Origin of the sequence: Treponema sp. JC4, from assembly GCF_000260795.1 — a bacterium.
Taxonomy (GTDB): domain Bacteria; phylum Spirochaetota; class Spirochaetia; order Treponematales; family Treponemataceae; genus Treponema_D.
Map to the genome: position 1 here is coordinate 1 of NZ_AJGU01000025.1, position 16,747 is coordinate 16,747.

Consider the following 16,747-nt stretch of genomic DNA (forward strand, 5'->3'; position numbering starts at 1 on the left):
GTAAGCGCAAAATCTAGTTCCCAAAAGTGCATGGCACTGTTAATAAGAATTGCATCATAAGGTTCTTGTGATTTTGTAATTTCAATTGCATCATTTAGCGTAAAAATTTTGCATTCACCAAGAATGTAATTGACTACTGGTGTTAAAAACACCACTTGATTTTGTGTAAAACCAAAAATAAGAACTTTTGTCATTTGTTTTCTCCTTTTTTTAATTCTATTTATCTAATATATATATCGGATTGTTATAAATAAATATAACAGTTATTTATAAAAAGCAGCTGCATTTATTTTAAACATAACTACAGCTGCTTTATGATTTAATCAGGCATTTATTCGATTATAAAGGTCTTATCAAACAGCTCACATACAGTTTCTTTTGTCGGATTCTGTTTTGATTTTTGTGTTTTAATCATGAGACAGTAAACTCCGGATTCTAAAGAAGCTGGTACAGAACAGATAATTTCTGAAGTTCCATTCTTTGCCATTTTATCAGTCTTGATGCACACTTCATCTTTTGTTTCCTGGTTTACAAAATAAAGTCCAACATCTTCATTTGTTCCGGTAATAAAAAGATTCTTGCCCTTAATGACAAGCTGTCCGCCAGGTGTGAATACACCGTTTTTTCCACTTTCTATATCGAACACCTCAATAAGTTCCGGTTTAAGGGTATTTCCCTGACCAATTACAGGACGAACTGTAGCTGCAATTTCCTTTGTTTCTTTGTTTGTTCTGAAACCAATGTCTATAAAATGTTTTGAGGGATCAAATTCTGACTGCTTTGAATCAAAACTTCCCTGAATTTTTGCATAAAGGACACCAATTCCAAAATCAACGACTGCTCCGTTAAGAATACGGTCAATCATTGCGGCATTAAGCTTATTCCAGATGTTTACAATTTCTAAAGAATTTTCATCTCCAATTACGCCGGTTACAATCAGATCTTTAGCAATATCTTCCATATTAATTCTGTTTCGGAACATGGTCTTTGCGTGATACTTTACCTTTCCATCTTCTGATTCACGCATTTTTGTAGGGTAGAGGCGGATTGGCAGTTTATATGATTTGTATTCAATGTTTTCCTGTGCAAGTGTATTAATATTCATTATTTACTTATTCTCCTGTTGTTTCTGATTTTTTGATTTCGATGTTTGACATTATCTGTTTTCCTGTGCGGTTTGCGATAATTCCAAAAACGAGTGAACACCACACAACGCCAGAAATTATCCCGCACTTTAGAAAAAAACAGCCGACCACAAAAGCAAGTCCCTTAAAGCTGATAAGTTTTGCCACAAGATATATAATCCTCTTGAGTACAAGTATGAACAGCTGCCGGAATGTACTTTGTATCAGATTTATGCCCATTTACCCTCCTTAAGTTTTCGTCTTGTTAATAAGTAAGGGGAATACATTTTTTTTAGTTCTGAAAGTGTGCGCGGGGTACCGCCATGCTCTTCAAGGCTTGATTCGTTTAAGAACAGGCCTTTTCCCATGTAGCCGGCAACATGAATGGCTTTACCGTCTTTGTTCAACAAGAAGGCTGCCTGTATGCCTTCATAATCTTCGGCAGGAGCAGTAAAATAGTTTCTGTAAAGAGAATCTGCAGTTACGCGAATGTTCTTTTTATAAAGAGCATTCAGGCTTGCACATACAGTCCCAGAACAGTCGCTGCTTTCTGTTGTTTCGTCACCCCACACATAAGGGGTGCCGTTAAATTCTGCCAGCAAATTGTGGAACATTTCCACCTTGCCGCAGCCCTGTACTTCCAGAAAATCCGAATACTTTTTCAGATTTTCTTCTGCTTCTTTTGAATAGTCTTTCATAAGACCTCCTGTTTTTGTTGATGGGCTAAAGATAGCAGAAATATGAGGTTGAAAAACTCGTACTTTTATTAGATTTTGAAAATTACTTTATATACTTAATTTCATTTGTTAGAATCCCACTTTTTCGTTATAATATACTTTATGAAAATTATTCCAATCATTCTTAGCGGTGGGGCTGGTACTCGTCTCTGGCCGCTTTCTGTAAATGACCATCCAAAGCAGTTTTTGCCGCTGGTATCTGAAAAAACTATGATTCAGGAGACTTTGCTTCGCCTTCAGGGGCTGGAACTTGGTAATCCTATTGTTTCCTGCGGAGAAGGACATAGATTTCTTGTAAGCCAGCAGGTGGGCGAGGTTAGTGATACTAAGCCTACAATTATTCTTGAACCTATGGCTAAAAATACTGCCCCTGCAATTGCCGCTGCCTGTATGGCGGCTCTTAAGCAGGATAAGGATTGCGTTGTAATTATCCTTCCAAGCGATCACGTTATCCGCGATGTTGCAGCTTTCCAGAAGGCTGTTACAGTGGCTGCAAAAGATGCTTACGATAATAACACTCTTGTTACATTTGGAATTGTTCCGACATTCCCATCAACAGGCTATGGTTATGTAAAGGCCGGTTCTGCTCAGGGCGATGTATTCCAGCTTGAACGTTTTGTAGAAAAACCTTGTCTGGAAAAGGCTCAGGAATATCTTGCAAGCGGCGAATATGCCTGGAACAGCGGTATGTTTGTTTTCCGCCCAGGAGTTTTTGTAGAAGAACTTAAAAAGCACAGCCCAGAAATGGCTGAACTTTCTGTTTCTTCTTATGAAAAAGCAAAAATTGACACAGATTTTATCCGCCTGGATGCAGAAGCCTTTGGTCAGATTAAAGGCGATTCCATTGACTACGCCGTAATGGAAAAAACTGATAAGGGCCGCATTGTAAAACTAAATGCCGGCTGGGATGATGTTGGTTCCTGGTCTGCCCTGTATGACATTTCTGAAAAAGATGATAATGAAAACGTTACAAAAGGCGACGTTATTGTCCTTGATGCAAAAAAATCCTATATCAGAAGCGAGACCGGCCGCCCTGTAGCCGTAATTGGTCTTGAAAATCTTGTTGTAGTAGACAGCCCTGATGGACTTTTGATTTCTGCAATGGATAAGATTCAGGACGTTAAAAAAGTTACAGAAACCTTAAAACAGAGGAAATAGAAAATGAAAGGTATTATTCTTGCAGGCGGATCTGGTACACGCCTTTATCCTATTACAAAAGCCGTAAGCAAGCAGATTCTGCCCCTCTACGACAAGCCAATGATTTACTATCCGCTCAGCGTTCTTATGCTGGCAGGAATCCGTGAAGTGCTCATTATTTCAACACCACGCGATCTTCCTTGCTTTAAGGAACTTTTTGGTGACGGAACCTGGCTTGGAATGAAGTTCGAATATGCCGTTCAGGATAAGCCCCGCGGCCTTGCAGATGCTTTTATCGTAGGTAAAGATTTTATCGGCTCTGATGATGTTGCCCTTGTTCTTGGAGACAACATTTTCTACGGCCAGTCTTTTTCTAAAACCCTTAAATCTGCAGCAGAAAAAGTACGCACTCATAAAGGTGCTGTAATTTTCGGTTATTACGTAGCAGATCCTACAGCTTACGGTGTTGTTGAGTTTGACAAGCAGGGTAACGCCCTTGGCATTGAAGAAAAACCTGCTAATCCTAAATCAAATTACGCTGTTCCCGGTCTTTATTTCTATGATAATTCAGTCGTAGATATTGCCGCTAACGTTAAGCCTTCTGCCCGCGGTGAAATTGAAATTACTGCCGTAAACAATGAATACCTTGCCCGCAAAGAGCTTAAGGTTGAACTTTTAGGCCGCGGAATGGCCTGGCTCGACACTGGAACTTATGACGGTCTTCTTGAAGCAAGTAATTTTATTGCCACAATTGAAAAGCGTCAGGGACTCTATGTAAGCTGTATAGAAGAAATTGCCTTTGCTAACGGCTGGATTACAAAAGATCAGATTCTTGAGCTTGCAAAAGGCTATAAAACTGATTACGGCCGCTATCTGGAATTTATTGCAAACAGCAGGTAAGAGGAAATCATGTCATTTGAATTCAAAAAATGCGAAATAGAAGGGCTTTATGAAATTCAGCCCAAGATTTTTGGTGATAACCGCGGCTACTTTTTAGAAACTTACAGCGAACGTGATTTTAACGCCGCAGGTCTTACTATGAAGTTTGTTCAGGATAATCAGTCTAAGTCTACAAAAAATGTACTGCGTGGACTTCATTATCAGACCCTTCACCCGCAGGGAAAACTTGTGCGTGCCCTGGAAGGCAAGGTTTACGATGTTGCTGTTGACCTTCGCGTAGGCAGTGCAACTTTCGGTAAATACTATGGTGTCATTCTTGACAGTGATAAGCAGAATATGTTCTATATTCCCCAGGGCTTTGCCCACGGCTTCTGCGTCCTAACAGAAACTGCAACCTTCGCCTACAAATGCACCGACTTCTACCACCCCGAAGACGAAGGCGGCCTGATGTGGAATGACCCCGCCATTGCCATCGACTGGGAATCTGTATGCCCGGGAATTACTCAAAATGCAAACCTGAGTGAAAAAGACAAAAAAAACCCGGCTTTCTCTTTGGAAAACCGGTATTTTGATATGAAAGGTAAGTGGATAGGTAAATAAGCAGATAAAAATGATTCGTTAACCGATTAGGTAATTTTAATCAAAAAAGGCGTAGCATAGGTTCGTTATTTGCGTAGCATTGAGTCCGATCGTTGCAATTCAACGCGGAATTAAAATACAGAGCAAGCGAAGCTTGCGTCGAGGACTCTCGGCGAAGCAAAGAACGGTTCTATGCGAAAGCCTTTTTTTTAAACTTAACTATTAAAGTGGATTAAACCTTTCATTTTTTATGAACTTTTCAAGGCTTACCTGCCATTCAGGTATCTTTATTTTCAATTCCTTAATAATCTTATCTTTCGACAATACCGAATATGCCGGGCGCTCAACCTTAGCCCCATATTCTTCCGTAGAACAGGCATTTACCACACATTCACCTGTAATTCTTCCGTACTTCTTACCCAGTCTGTAAATCTCACAGGCAAAATCATGCCAGTTAGTTTCTCCGCCGTTGGTAAAATGGTATATACCGTAGGCCGGGGCACTATGCTTACCAATAAGCGATTTTGCTCCTTCATTTTTTTCAATAAATTTAAGAAGGCTATCAGCAAGATCAGGCGCGCAGGTTGGAGTACCTTTCTGGTCATCAACAACCTTAATCTGGTCGTGGCTGTTCATAACCTTAGTCATTGTATAAACAAAGTTCTTTCCGTCAAAGCCGTAAAGCCAGGCTGTTCTCACAATGTAATAGGTATTCATTTCTTTCTGAATTGCAACTTCACCCGCAAGCTTTGTCTTTCCATAAACTCCAAGAGGATTTTTTGCATCATCTTCATTATAAGGCTGGCTTCCGTTACCGCCAAATACATAATCTGTACTTATGTGAATTAATTTAGCCCCTATTTTTCTTGCAACGCGGGCAATATTGCGAGGTCCGTCTTCATTAAGCTTTGCTGCAAGCTCAGTTTCTTCCTCAGCTTTTTCTACGTTAGTGTAGGCAGAACAGTTAATTATCCAGGTGATTTTTCTGTCTTTGTGAGAGATTTTTGACGGGAAGTAGGCATTTGTTTCAACCGATTCAGCAAAGCCTTCCAGAGCGTCCATGCTTGTAATGTCAACTTCGCGGTCAGTTCCCACCCAGTTATATTTTTTTTCTTCAAGCTGGCGGCAAACTTCGCTGCCAAGCATTCCCTTATTTCCGATAACCCAAATCATATTTCCCCCAAATCGATAAAATCATTTAAAACTGTTTGAAAATAAAATCGCAGAAAGTTGTAATTCTTCTTATAAAAGAGCGTCTGATTCTGTCAGTAAAGAAAGGTACGTGAGGTGCATTTACCCCGCCAACAGAATAGAAAACCCAGTTATCGCCGTCGCGGAATAAATAGATTGTAATCAACATTTTTTCCGGCCAGAGGCAGTCAAACTTATCAAGATAGCGAAGCTTGTTTGTATTTTTTGCCGTATACAAAAGCTCAGAATCACTGCTTTTATAGATATTCATATCCTGATTTACATCACCAAAGGGCTCCATATACATGTGAACCTGAAGGTTTGTTCTTTCACCATCTTTTGTCTGTGTAAGGATTTCTGCAGAATCATAAAGGAGATATTCATCCCCGCCGTTAGAAATGTAAGGAATATTTGTAAAATCTTCTACTCTGTAAAGAAGCTGATTCAGAACCTCTGCATAATTTTCGTTTCCCTTATAAGGCTTTACCTGAATTACTTCTGCAAGGTATTTTGGCTTTACGTCTTTTACAGTCTTTAAAAGAAAATCACCTTTTTCAGACACTCCTTCCATAAATACCATATTTTTAGTGTAGTCAATGTTTCTGATTAAGATTTCGCCTTGAGCCAGTTTATCTTTTTCTTCCTGGGTAAGTTTTTCATTAAAAGGATTTGCAAAAATTGATGATGCTGCAAAAAGCAGGGCGAGTAAAATTTTTATTTTTTTCATGCCTCTATTATAAAATAATACTAACTTCTATGCAATTCTGTGCTATAATAGTACATCATGATTTCGTGCAACATTAAAAGTTTAGTTGAAAGCCCGTCTAGCGGTGTAATCCGCAAGATGTTTGAAGAAGGTGCTGCCCTTAAAAAGAAATTCGGCGCAGAAAATGTTTATGATTTTTCACTCGGAAACCCGGACCTTGATCCGCCTGCAAAGGTTCTTAATGCGATTAAGGAAGTATGCGAGTCTGAAAGTCATCTTTGCCACGGTTATATGCCCAATGCCGGTTATCCTGAAACCCGTGCTGCAATGGCAAAAAAAACTTCTATAGAACAGGGGCTTGAAGTTCCTTTTGAAAATGTTGTGATGCAGGTTGGTGCTGCCGGGGCGTTGAATTCAACATTAAAAGCTCTCTTGAACCCGGGGGATGAAGTTCTTGTTCCAACTCCATATTTTGTTGAATACGACCATTATATTCATAATCACGGCGGAGAAATTGTTCGTGTAAAAACAAATGATGATTTTTCGCTGAATGCAGATAACGTTGCGACTGCTTTGAATGAAAAAACTGCTGCAATTATTATAAACTCTCCAAACAATCCGACTGGCCGCATTTATTCTGATGATGAAATTAAGGCTCTTGTCCAGGTTCTTAAGGCTCACGGTAAAAAAACAGGCCGCTATCCTTATATCATCTGTGATGAACCTTACCGTGCCATCACTTATAACGGAGCAAAGGTTGCTTCTGTTTTTGATAAATACGAATACTGTGTAATTGGTACAAGTTTTGCCAAAAACCTCAGCCTACCGGGGGAACGTATCGGTTATGTTGCTATAAATCCTGCCTGCCCGGAAGCAAAGGAGCTTGTTTCAGCTATTATTTTTTCAACCCGCATTTTAGGCTATGTAAATGCCCCTGCCTTTTTCCAGCGCGTTCTTACAAAATCATGGGATGCAGACTGTGATTACAGTCTTTACGAAAAACGTTCCCGCGAAATCTGCGAAGTTATGGACTATGCCGGGCTGAAATATGTAAAACCTGAAGGCGCCTTTTATTTGTGGGTAAAGTGCCCTGATAAATGGCATGATGATGATATGGCTTTTGTAAACCACATGAAGGAATTTAATATTCTTTGTGCCCCGGGAAGCGGTTTTGGCGGAAAGGGCTGGTTTAGAATTGCCTATTGCTGCAGCGAAGAAACAATTTTAAACAGCCGCGAGGCATTTAAAAAAGCTGCTGAACATAACTAAATAAAACAGGCGCTAAGGAGCAGAGCAAGGTTCAAAAACATTCTATTTTTGTCTGCCGCGCTAGCGGCGCATATAATACTTTCCTTACAAAAATAGCATGTAGCGCGGTACCGCGCGGTTTTGAACCTTACTCTGCGACTGAGAGCCATTTTAATTAAACAGGAGGATTAAATGAAGATTTTAATGGTAACATCAGAGGCTGTGCCTTTTGCAAAAACCGGCGGACTTGCCGATGCAGTTTCTGCTCTTTCATTGAACTTAAAAAAACTTGGACATGATGTTCGAATTGTCATGCCCCGCTATTATAAAATTGACCGGGCAAAGCTAAAACCTATAGAAGCCGCAATCAAAGTACATGCAGGAACAGAGCCAACCTGGGTAAAATTCTATGAATCAGTTTTACCAGACAGCAAGGTACCTGTTTACTTTATTGACCACGAAGGCTGCTACGGACGGGACGGTATTTACGGAACCAAATGGGAGCCTGATTTTGGCGATAACCCTTACCGTGCCGCAGTCCTCTGCCATGGTGCTTTTGAACTCTGCCGCTATCTTGGCTGGTATCCTGATATCATGCATGCCCACGACTGGTTCACCTGTCTAATTCCAGTCCTCCTTAGAAACGTATGCCGTAACGGCTATTTTGCCCATACAGCTTCTGTCCTTACAATTCATAACCTTGGCTATCAGGGAGTTTACGCAAAAGATAAGTTCCCGGCTCTTGGTCTTGACTGGAATCTTTATTATGGTGCAGGACTTGAACATAACGGAGCCTTTAACTTTTTGCAGGCCGGTATTTCCTGCTCAGATATGATTACAACAGTTTCTCCAACCTATGCTTGGGAAATGAGTACTCCTGAAGGTGGTTTCGGACTTGACGGTCTTATCCGTGTTCGTAGTGATGCAGTCCGCGGAGTTCTAAACGGTTGCGACCTTGAAACCTGGAATCCAAAAACAGATAAGCTTCTTCCTGCAACCTTTGATTATAAAGATCTTAGCGGAAAGGCTAAGTGTAAGAAAGAACTTCAGAGCGTTTTCGGCCTTCCAGAAGTTCCAAACCTTCCTATTGTAGGTATGGTTACCCGGCTTGCCGACCAGAAGGGTATTGCAGAAGTATTCGGACCTGGTTACGGCTGTCTTTACAGTCTTTGTAATAACCTTGGTCTTCAGTTTGTCCTTTTGGGAAGCGGAGAAAAATGGTGCGAAGAAGAAATTCAGGCTCTTGAAGCAAAGCTTCCAAACTTTAAGGCAAAACTAGGCTATGATGAAAAACTCAGCCATTTGATTGAAGCGGGTAGTGACTTCTTCCTTATGCCAAGCCGCTACGAGCCATGCGGTTTAAATCAGATGTATTCTATGCTTTACGGAACTCTGCCAATCGTTCGCCGCACCGGTGGCCTTGCCGATACCGTAGAACAGTACAATGAACAGACTGGAGAAGGAACCGGCTTCCTCTTTGACGCCCTTACTCCTGGAGCCATTTACGACACCGTAGGCTGGGCAATGTACGCTTATTACAATCAGAAAGACCATATAAAGAAGATGCAGAAAAAAGGCATGCAGAAAAACTTTAGCTGGGAACAGAGCGTAAACGGTTACTTAGACGTATACTCACAGGCGCTTCTGAAGGGCTGTGGCATAAACACTGCAGACTGGAAATAAAATTAAAGAAAATATAATTGCGTTAACAAAAACAATGCTCCCGCTATGATGCGTATTTCAAAGTGCCAGCGCAAGGTATTTGGTATTTGACTCGCTTCGCTCGCTCCTTGCGAAGCACTTTGAATCCGCATCTTCGCTCGCGCATTGTTTTTGTAAAAAAATTATTTTTATTATACAAACAGCATGTAGCGCGGTATCTCGCGGTTTTTAAATCCCCATCTCGACTGAGAGTTTTTTTAAAATTCAAACCACTGTTCATCAGAGTTCAAATACCAGTCTGCCTGCAAAGTCTGGCTGGTTGGCGAACACCATGAAATGCTTCCGTTTGAGTTCAGAATTACAACCTGATTCTTATTCTGGCAGATATCTACCGGAATACTTGCCGAGCGGTTATAGGCAAAGCGTTTTTTAGAAGAAAGATTATAGCAGTAAACCTTATTCTTTCCGATATTTGTGAAGAGGTTTCCCCCCTTAAGATATGTAAAAACATCCGAATCTTCATTAGAAAAACGTAGGATATTTGTCAGCATCTTTGTTTCAATATCAAAACTGAATACATAAGTAGTTTTTCCACTTTCATCCGAAACAAGATTAATTCCGTAAATCATATTATCTTTAATGCTTAAAGCGTAGGCAACATTACCCTTTACTCCAAGAGGAACTGTCTCCAGTGTTTCAGGATTTACGCACAAAAGCGGCACCTGAGGGTTAGAGGCTGCAGACTTTGCAACATAAAGGTTTCCGTTATTTGCAAGAACTGCATCCTGAATACCTGTTCCAGAATATACTTCCTTCAAAGTTTTTGTTTCAAAATCAAAAATGCTTACTTCGCTGTTACTTTCAATTTCTACAATGTAATCTTTTTCACCTTTCTTAAAATAGCGCACATTCTGAAGCGAAGATTTTGGAGTAAAAAGAACCTCTTCTGCCTGACTTTCAAGATTTTTTATGATTACTGGCGAGCGTGAAGATTTTGCCCACAAAATTACATTACTTTCATTAAGCGAAATAACCTGATTATGGCCTTGTGTTGTACAGACAGTTTCCGGAATTCCTGTCGCATAGTCAGAACGGTAAAGCTTTTCATCTGTAAGGAAGAAGAAGTCTTTGCCTGTTTCTGTAATATCATAAATTTTCTTATATTTATTTTCTGTAATCTGGTTAAAGTTCTGAGTTGTAGAGGTTGGTTCAATATCAGCCTTATAAACAGAACCGTTTCTGCCGCCAAGATATAAATCTGCAAGATTTTTAGTTCCGACACAGATTGCAGCATCTCCGCGGGGGCCTCTGAAGGTTTTTACAAGTCGGGGGTTAGAAAGTTTGTTATCTTCCTGAACTTCAAGCATTTTAAGCTCGTAGTTATTTCGTCCATCATATTCCAGATAGTAAAAATTCCTGTCCTTATCAGAAGAAAGAATTATTGGATTCTGTGCAGAAATAGATGTGATTGTTGTTCCCTTAAAAGCATTCAAAACGTAAATTGTATTGTCCTTAATTCCCGCAAGAAAGATGTTGTTATTGAACATTACAGGATTTGAAAGTCCCTGAATTACTGGAAATTTCTGCTTAAGAGTGCCGCTTGTAAGGTTAAAGTAAGAAAGAGTTCCCGCTGGTGAATAAAAAACGACAGTCTTTTCCGATTCTGAAGTATGGATATAGTTTACAATGCTTGTGTTAGCCTTGATTTTATCAATGATTGTCCAGCTTGCAGTACGGATAAAAATTGCTCCGTCAACAGTTGCTGTTCCAATAATAAGGTAATTTCCCTTTGCAGAAAATTTCAGGGAAGTAATTGAGTCTGTAAAATTTTTCTGATATTTTCTGGTAAGTGTTTTCCAGTCCCATACGCTGACCTTATTTACAGAACCTCCGTCTGTTTCATAAACTGCAATATCATTTCCGTTAGGACTTACTGCAAGAAGTTTTATTCCAACATCACTAATCTGATAGTGTTCGCCAAGATTATCTTCTCCCCAGCGTACAATGAAACCATCCTCTCCGGAAGTAAAGTATGCAGTATCCCAGCCTGTTGAATTTGGAACTGCCTGAATATTTGTTACCTGATCCTGATGACTTTGGCTTGAAAAATGTGACTGTGAAGCTAAAACTGAAATAAAAGCTGTAAAAGCTGTAAGGGACTAAAAAAAACTTTTTCATATTATCCTCTATTTTTTTGCTGTAAAGTAAGTAATATCTCCTGAAAGTCCAACAAGAAAAATTAAAACTATAAAGGCTATACCCACCATCTGTATAAAGTACTGGATTTTTGGCTTGATTTTCTTATGTAAAATTAATTCTATTAAAGCAATAAGAATTAATCCACCATCCAGAACTGGAATAGGAAGAAGGTTCATTATAAAAAGAGAAACGCTTATGATTGCAAGAAGGCTTAAGGTGCTAATGATTCCGATTTTTGCACTTTCTGCAAAGCCTTCTTTTATTGTTGAGCCAAGCATGTCTGTTACGCGGGCAGGTCCGCTTACCGCATTCTTTACTTCAACTCCCTTAAATAAAACTGTAAGACTTTTTAAGGTAAGACTTACAGCATTAAAGGCTTCTTTTATTCCAGCCCCTATTGCTCCAAAAAAGCCGTATTCAGGTGTTTGAACTTCTATTACATTTTTTGAATCAGCTACAACACCAATTTTTCCGCTTCCAGTCTTTTTATCAAGGTCTGAGTGAACAGTAAAAGAAAGATTTTCTCCATCGCGGTCAACTTCAATTAAAATATCTTCGTCCGGGCGGGAAGAGATTTCTACCAGAAGGTCATTAAAGTTTTCTGTTTTTTTACCCGCAACGCTTATGATTTTATCTCCGCTTTTAATGCCAGCCTCAGCTGCTGCAGAGTGTAATTCCGGATAAATCTCTGTTGCAATCGTAATTTTATTTGAATAGGTATAATAAGTGTAGCCGATTCCTGCAATAATGCTGAAGGCAATTACCGAAAATATAAAATTGAAAAAAGGCCCTGCAAAACCAATCAGGGCTCTTTTAAATGGATTTACTCCATAAAGCGAATCAGGCTCTGCTTCAATCTGATTAAGGTTTTCTTCTATTGCCTTTTGAAAATCCTTTTCACCCTTCATGCCGCAGTATCCGCCTAAAGGAAACAGAGAAATTCTGTAATCAGTTCCATGAAAAGTTTTATGAAAAAGAATGGGACCAAAACCGACAGAAAAACTTTCTACCTTTACACCAAAAAAGTTTTGCCGCAATAAAGTGGCCGAATTCATGAAAAATAATCAAAAATATAAGACAGAGAAGACCTAAAATCCACTTCATCTATAAAAGTTCCTTTGCAAGGCTGCGTGCTTTTGTATCTGTCTGGAATACAGCATCAAAATCTTTTGGGGCATCAGAAAAATCTTTATCAAGAACAGCGCGCACTGTTTTTGCAATATCAAGATATCCGATTTTCTTTTCAAGGAAGGCTCCAACTGCAACTTCGTTTGCTGCATTAAAGGCAATTGTATAGCCAAGTCCTTTTTTTACGCACTCAAAAGCGTAGTCCAGAAGGGGGAATACATCTGTACGAGGTTTATAAAATGTCATTGTCTTATCAAAAAGACTGAAAGGCTCAAGATAGGTCTCTTTATTTTCAGGATAGGTAAGTGCTCCAAAAATCGGATGCTTCATGTCAGGATCGCTTATCTGGGCATAAAGCATGCCGTCTTTTGTCTGAACAAGTGAGTGAATAAGACTCTGAGGGTGTACTAGGACCTGAATGTCTTCTGCCTTTGCATCAAAAAGATAAGCTGCTTCAATTACTTCAAGGCCTTTATTTGCAAGGGTTGAAGAATCAATAGTAATCTTTTTTCCCATTTTCCAGGTAGGGTGATTTAGTGCCTGCTCAAGTGTTACGTTTTTAAGCTGGTCTGCAGAATACTCGCGGAAAGGTCCGCCGCTTGCCGTAATTACAATTTTTGCAATGTTATTTCTGCCGCACTGGTTTACAAGATTAAAAATGGCAGAATGCTCAGAATCTACAGGGAGGAGTCTGGCACCTGTTTTTGCAGATAAAACCTTGATTAAAGGACCTGCCATTACAATTGTTTCTTTATTTGCAAGGGCAAGATCAATTTTATTTTGTAAAACGATTTTACTTGGTAAAAGACCTGAAGCCCCCGCAATTCCGTTTACAACGATATCCGGCTTAGACTGGTCTATAAGACGCTGAAAGGCTTCTTCTGAATTATCTTCTGATGTGAGCAGGGTAGGACACTTATATTCACTACCCAAAGCCTTGAGTTTTTCTTTGCTTGTGGCAGAATGAGCCTGAAGCCCGCAGACAGTAAAATCTGCAGGCATATTTTTTGCAATGTTAATTGCATTTGTACCGATTGAACCGGTACAGCCTAAAACTAAAACTCTTTTCATTTGAACAAGAATTGAACTGCAATATAGAAAACAGGTGCTGCAATAAGTAAAGAGTCAATTGAATCTAAAACTCCACCGCGGCCTGGAATCAAAGTACCGCTGTCCTTGCAGTCCAAACTTCTCTTTAATACAGATTCAACTAAATCTCCTATTATTGCGCTTACTGAAGTAATCAGTGAAATAATTACAAGATTCTGGTATGAAAGATAGAAAATATCAGGATAAATTTCTTTTACAACAATTGCACTGGCAACAGAAGAAAGAATTCCTCCGATAAATCCTACAAGGCTCTTGTTAGGACTTGCCGCAATTATGCCTCTTGTTGATTTACCAAAAAGAACTCCAAAAAACCAGGCTCCTGAATCGCACATAAATACGATTATCAGATACAAAGCCAGCATAAATGAAGGTTCATTAAGGGTTGTAATTCTTGAAATAAAAGTGATGAAAAATCCGCAGTAAAGAATAATAAAAGCCGAGTTTGCAAATTTTTCAAAAGAAAGTTCAAAAGATTTAGCCTTAAGGCTTTCAATTCCCAAAAGAACGATAAGTTCAAAAATATAAAGCCAGAAAACAACTTCAAGATTTGTTTTTGTAAGAATTGCAAGATAGCATACTGCCGGCAATAAACCTGTGCAGATTAAAATAAGTAATTTACTGAAAAGCGGCTTATTCTTAGCGCTTACCATGCTGTAGAATTCATAACCTGCAAATATTGAAAAGAGTGTAATTAAACACTGAATTATTAAATGACTTTGATAGGAAAATGAAACTAAAAAAAGAATAAGAGGAACGCCAATAAAAAATACACACAATCTCTTTAAAACTTTTGACATTACTTCTTTGCCTTCTCTGCACCAAAACGTCTTTCGCGTCTGGTGAATGATTCTATATGTTTATAAAACTCTTCTTCCGAATAATCCGGCCAGAGAGTATCGGTATATACAAATTCTGAATATGCAACATGCCAGAGCAAAAAGTTACTTAAACGTAAATCTCCGCCTGTTCTGATAAGTAAGTCTACATCAGAACATTCAGGCATGTCTAAATATTTTGAAAATTCGGCTTCTGAAAGGCTGTTAAAATCTACGCCTTTTGCTGCAGCATTTTTAATTCCACGCAGGATTTCATCTCTTCCGCCGTAGTTAATGGCAAGATTAAGCTTTAGCTTTGTAAAATCCTTTGTGTCTTCCATACAGTCAGTTAAATCTTTCTGAATGTTTTTAGGAAGAGCAACCATATCCCCGATGTGGTTGATTCTGATTTTATTGTCTTTGTAAAACTGAAGTTCACCTTTAAGGTGAGTGTGGATAAGATTCATCAAAAAGCCGACTTCCTGTTCAGCGCGTTTCCAGTTTTCTGTAGAAAAAACATAAAGAGTAAGGCTTTCAATTCCCAAATCTGCCGCAGCCTTTACAATACGTTTGGCAGTCTTTAGACCTTCATTATGTCCGCTTGTACGAGGAAGTTTTCTTTGTGTTGCCCAACGGCCGTTACCATCCATTGTGATGGCAACGTGTTTAGGCAGTTTAGATGAATCAAGTGTCATTTAGTTAGCCAGAATATCCTTTTCTTTAGCGTCGTAAATTTTATTGATTTCATCAATGTATTTATCTGTAAGCTTCTGAAGCTTGTCTGTTTCTGTTTTAAGCTCGTCTTCTGTAATTTCTCCGCCTTTCTGCTGCTTTTTAAGAGCATCGTTTCCGTCACGGCGAAGGTTACGGATAGAAGTGCGGGAATTTTCTGCCACAGTTTTAGCCTGTTTTACAAGTTCCTTGCGGCGGTCAGCTGTAAGAGCAGGAATCTGAATACGGATAACTTTTCCGTCGTTTGATGGGTTCAAACCAAGGTCACTTGCCTGAATTGCCTTTTCAATTTCCGAGATAAGAGACTTGTCAAAAGGAGTAATGATTACTGAACGTGCTTCAGGAATTGCGATTGTTGCAACCTGGTTCAAAGGAGATTTTGTTCCGTAATAATCTACACGTACTTTGTCAAAAATAGAGGCACTTGCACGTCCAGTTCTGATTGTATTAAAAGAATCCTTCAAAGATTCAATTGTTTTTTTCATTTTCTCTTCAATGTCTGCCATATCTATCTCCTGTGTAAGCGAGCCGGTCAGAGCTCGCGGTGTTTTATAGAAAAGCGTTAAAAAAAATTGCGATGTAGCAATTTTTTAGCTTTACCTACTTAAATACCACACGGTATTTTTCCGTGTGGCAATTTTTCTATTTGCCCAATACGTAAAGTTTAGCTGTTGCGAAGCTCAATGTAGCTCCTACAGCTTTACCTGTTTCTGCGAGTTTAGCAGATACAGATTTTTTGTCATCCTTTACGAACATCTGATCTTCAAAACAGATTTCTGCAAGGTGTTTGTTAACTTTACCCTGAAGAATACCGTCTTTAACGTTCTGTGGTTTTGAAGCCATTTTTTCGTCCTGATCCATCTGAGCCTGGAAGATTTCTTTCTGCTCGTTGATGTAAGATTCCGGAACGTCTTTCTTTGTAAGATAAGATGGTGTGAATGCTGCAATGTGGAGACAGCAGTCTTTTGCAAATGTTTTAACATCATCTGCATTTGAACCGTTTACTACAACAACGGCACCAGTTTTGTTGTCGCTGTGAACGTAGTAAGCACCTGCTGCATTTGCAGGAACGTCAATTACTTCTACTTTTGCAACTGACATGTTCTCGCGGAACTTTGTAGCAACTTCTGTAAGAAGGTCTTTGTGTTCCTGTGTAACTTCTGTGTAACCTTTAGAAACTGTAAGGTCAAGAAGTTTTTCGCCCATTGCAACGAATTCTGCGTTGTTAGCAACGAAGTCTGTTTCACTTGTCATTTCTACAACGTAGATTTTGTCTGCTGTCTGGCGCATAAAGAGGCGGCCTTCAGAAGTAGCGCGTTCTGCACGTTTTGCTACTGCTGCAAGTCCCTTTTCTTTCAATAATTTTTCTGCTGCGTCTGCATCGCCGTTACATTCTGTAAGTGCTTTTTTACACTCCATCATTCCGGCACCAGTTCTATCACGCAAAGCTTTTACGTCTGCTGCTGTAACTGCCATTTT

Annotated in this window: 18 protein-coding genes; 5 read left to right on the forward strand and 13 right to left on the reverse strand. The window is 39.4% G+C overall.

The genetic code is table 11. The annotated features are described in order from the left end of the window. The 4 genes from MSI_RS09605 to MSI_RS09620 all read right to left on the reverse strand — a co-directional run. Positions 1-194 (reverse strand): hypothetical protein (locus MSI_RS09605; RefSeq protein ID WP_039924664.1); only part of this gene is annotated, 194 nt, incomplete at its 3' end. 137 nt (positions 195-331) lie between these two features. Beyond that, on the reverse strand, positions 332-1,105 hold the full coding sequence (locus tag MSI_RS09610; RefSeq protein ID WP_009106280.1) for a DUF4469 domain-containing protein: 774 nt from the start codon (positions 1,103-1,105) through the stop codon (positions 332-334). A 7-nt stretch (positions 1,106-1,112) separates the two neighbouring features. Next, positions 1,113-1,292: a hypothetical protein gene (locus MSI_RS09615; protein WP_039924665.1), complete on the reverse strand. Its 180-nt coding sequence runs from the start codon at positions 1,290-1,292 to the stop codon at positions 1,113-1,115. 62 nt (positions 1,293-1,354) lie between these two features. Beyond that, entirely contained in the window at positions 1,355-1,822 is a 468-nt protein-coding gene (locus MSI_RS09620; RefSeq protein WP_009106284.1) for an NlpC/P60 family protein, read from the reverse strand. 141 nt (positions 1,823-1,963) lie between these two features. Between MSI_RS09620 and MSI_RS09625 the strand changes: the two genes are divergently transcribed. The 3 genes from MSI_RS09625 to rfbC are packed head-to-tail and all read left to right on the forward strand — an operon-like array spanning position 1,964 to position 4,498. After that, positions 1,964-3,019: a mannose-1-phosphate guanylyltransferase/mannose-6-phosphate isomerase gene (locus tag MSI_RS09625; RefSeq protein WP_009106285.1), complete on the forward strand. Its 1,056-nt coding sequence runs from the start codon at positions 1,964-1,966 to the stop codon at positions 3,017-3,019. 3 nt (positions 3,020-3,022) lie between these two features. Beyond that, positions 3,023-3,898, forward strand: coding sequence for a glucose-1-phosphate thymidylyltransferase RfbA (gene rfbA / locus MSI_RS09630; RefSeq protein WP_009106288.1), 876 nt, complete (start codon positions 3,023-3,025; stop codon positions 3,896-3,898). Between the two features lie 9 nt (positions 3,899-3,907). Beyond that, positions 3,908-4,498: a dTDP-4-dehydrorhamnose 3,5-epimerase gene (rfbC, locus tag MSI_RS09635; RefSeq protein ID WP_009106290.1), complete on the forward strand. Its 591-nt coding sequence runs from the start codon at positions 3,908-3,910 to the stop codon at positions 4,496-4,498. 201 nt (positions 4,499-4,699) lie between these two features. Here the strand turns inward: rfbC and rfbD are convergent, their stop codons facing one another. Beyond that, positions 4,700-5,650 (reverse strand): dTDP-4-dehydrorhamnose reductase, encoded by a 951-nt coding sequence (gene rfbD / locus MSI_RS09640; RefSeq protein WP_009106293.1) that lies wholly within the window; start codon positions 5,648-5,650, stop codon positions 4,700-4,702. Positions 5,651-5,675: 25 nt separating this feature from the next. Beyond that, a complete protein-coding gene (locus MSI_RS09645) occupies positions 5,676-6,395 on the reverse strand; it encodes a DUF6675 family protein (protein WP_009106295.1) in 720 nt (239 codons plus the stop codon). A 57-nt stretch (positions 6,396-6,452) separates the two neighbouring features. Between MSI_RS09645 and MSI_RS09650 the strand changes: the two genes are divergently transcribed. Beyond that, positions 6,453-7,643, forward strand: coding sequence for a pyridoxal phosphate-dependent aminotransferase (locus MSI_RS09650; RefSeq protein WP_009106297.1), 1,191 nt, complete (start codon positions 6,453-6,455; stop codon positions 7,641-7,643). A gap of 171 nt (positions 7,644-7,814) precedes the next feature. After that, entirely contained in the window at positions 7,815-9,305 is a 1,491-nt protein-coding gene (locus MSI_RS09655; protein ID WP_009106299.1) for a glycogen synthase, read from the forward strand. A gap of 236 nt (positions 9,306-9,541) precedes the next feature. Here the strand turns inward: MSI_RS09655 and MSI_RS09660 are convergent, their stop codons facing one another. From MSI_RS09660 to tsf, 7 genes are all read right to left on the reverse strand, one after another. After that, positions 9,542-10,831, reverse strand: coding sequence for a DUF5074 domain-containing protein (locus MSI_RS09660; RefSeq protein ID WP_009106302.1), 1,290 nt, complete (start codon positions 10,829-10,831; stop codon positions 9,542-9,544). A gap of 639 nt (positions 10,832-11,470) precedes the next feature. Continuing rightward, complete coding sequence (locus MSI_RS09665; RefSeq protein WP_081481379.1) at positions 11,471-12,538, reverse strand: RIP metalloprotease; 1,068 nt, start codon at positions 12,536-12,538, stop codon at positions 11,471-11,473. Between the two features lie 49 nt (positions 12,539-12,587). Next, positions 12,588-13,682, reverse strand: a complete 1,095-nt coding sequence (dxr, locus tag MSI_RS09670) for a 1-deoxy-D-xylulose-5-phosphate reductoisomerase (RefSeq protein ID WP_009106306.1) — start codon at positions 13,680-13,682, stop codon at positions 12,588-12,590. After that, positions 13,679-14,518: a CDP-archaeol synthase gene (locus MSI_RS09675; protein ID WP_009106308.1), complete on the reverse strand. Its 840-nt coding sequence runs from the start codon at positions 14,516-14,518 to the stop codon at positions 13,679-13,681. The genes dxr and MSI_RS09675 overlap by 4 nt, the downstream gene beginning before the upstream one ends. Then, entirely contained in the window at positions 14,518-15,231 is a 714-nt protein-coding gene (uppS, locus tag MSI_RS09680) for a polyprenyl diphosphate synthase (RefSeq protein WP_009106310.1), read from the reverse strand. The genes MSI_RS09675 and uppS overlap by 1 nt, the downstream gene beginning before the upstream one ends. Further along, a complete protein-coding gene (gene frr, locus MSI_RS09685; protein WP_009106313.1) occupies positions 15,232-15,774 on the reverse strand; it encodes a ribosome recycling factor in 543 nt (180 codons plus the stop codon). A gap of 136 nt (positions 15,775-15,910) precedes the next feature. Then, entirely contained in the window at positions 15,911-16,744 is an 834-nt protein-coding gene (tsf, locus tag MSI_RS09690) for a translation elongation factor Ts (RefSeq protein WP_009106315.1), read from the reverse strand. Between the last annotated feature and the right edge of the window lie 3 nt (positions 16,745-16,747).

Coding starts and splice junctions, on each gene's coding strand:
- MSI_RS09645 (WP_009106295.1), bottom strand. CDS start 6,395: ATGAAAAAAATAAAAATTTTACTCGCCCTGCTTTTTGCAGCATCATCA.
- tsf (WP_009106315.1), bottom strand. CDS start 16,744: ATGGCAGTTACAGCAGCAGACGTAAAAGCTTTGCGTGATAGAACTGGT.
- MSI_RS09620 (WP_009106284.1), bottom strand. CDS start 1,822: ATGAAAGACTATTCAAAAGAAGCAGAAGAAAATCTGAAAAAGTATTCG.
- MSI_RS09625 (WP_009106285.1), top strand. CDS start 1,964: ATGAAAATTATTCCAATCATTCTTAGCGGTGGGGCTGGTACTCGTCTC.
- dxr (WP_009106306.1), bottom strand. CDS start 13,682: ATGAAAAGAGTTTTAGTTTTAGGCTGTACCGGTTCAATCGGTACAAAT.
- MSI_RS09665 (WP_081481379.1), bottom strand. CDS start 12,538: ATGAATTCGGCCACTTTATTGCGGCAAAACTTTTTTGGTGTAAAGGTA.
- MSI_RS09650 (WP_009106297.1), top strand. CDS start 6,453: ATGATTTCGTGCAACATTAAAAGTTTAGTTGAAAGCCCGTCTAGCGGT.
- frr (WP_009106313.1), bottom strand. CDS start 15,774: ATGGCAGACATTGAAGAGAAAATGAAAAAAACAATTGAATCTTTGAAG.
- uppS (WP_009106310.1), bottom strand. CDS start 15,231: ATGACACTTGATTCATCTAAACTGCCTAAACACGTTGCCATCACAATG.
- MSI_RS09655 (WP_009106299.1), top strand. CDS start 7,815: ATGAAGATTTTAATGGTAACATCAGAGGCTGTGCCTTTTGCAAAAACC.
- MSI_RS09675 (WP_009106308.1), bottom strand. CDS start 14,518: ATGTCAAAAGTTTTAAAGAGATTGTGTGTATTTTTTATTGGCGTTCCT.
- rfbC (WP_009106290.1), top strand. CDS start 3,908: ATGTCATTTGAATTCAAAAAATGCGAAATAGAAGGGCTTTATGAAATT.
- rfbD (WP_009106293.1), bottom strand. CDS start 5,650: ATGATTTGGGTTATCGGAAATAAGGGAATGCTTGGCAGCGAAGTTTGC.
- MSI_RS09660 (WP_009106302.1), bottom strand. CDS start 10,831: ATGTTCAATAACAACATCTTTCTTGCGGGAATTAAGGACAATACAATT.
- MSI_RS09610 (WP_009106280.1), bottom strand. CDS start 1,105: ATGAATATTAATACACTTGCACAGGAAAACATTGAATACAAATCATAT.
- rfbA (WP_009106288.1), top strand. CDS start 3,023: ATGAAAGGTATTATTCTTGCAGGCGGATCTGGTACACGCCTTTATCCT.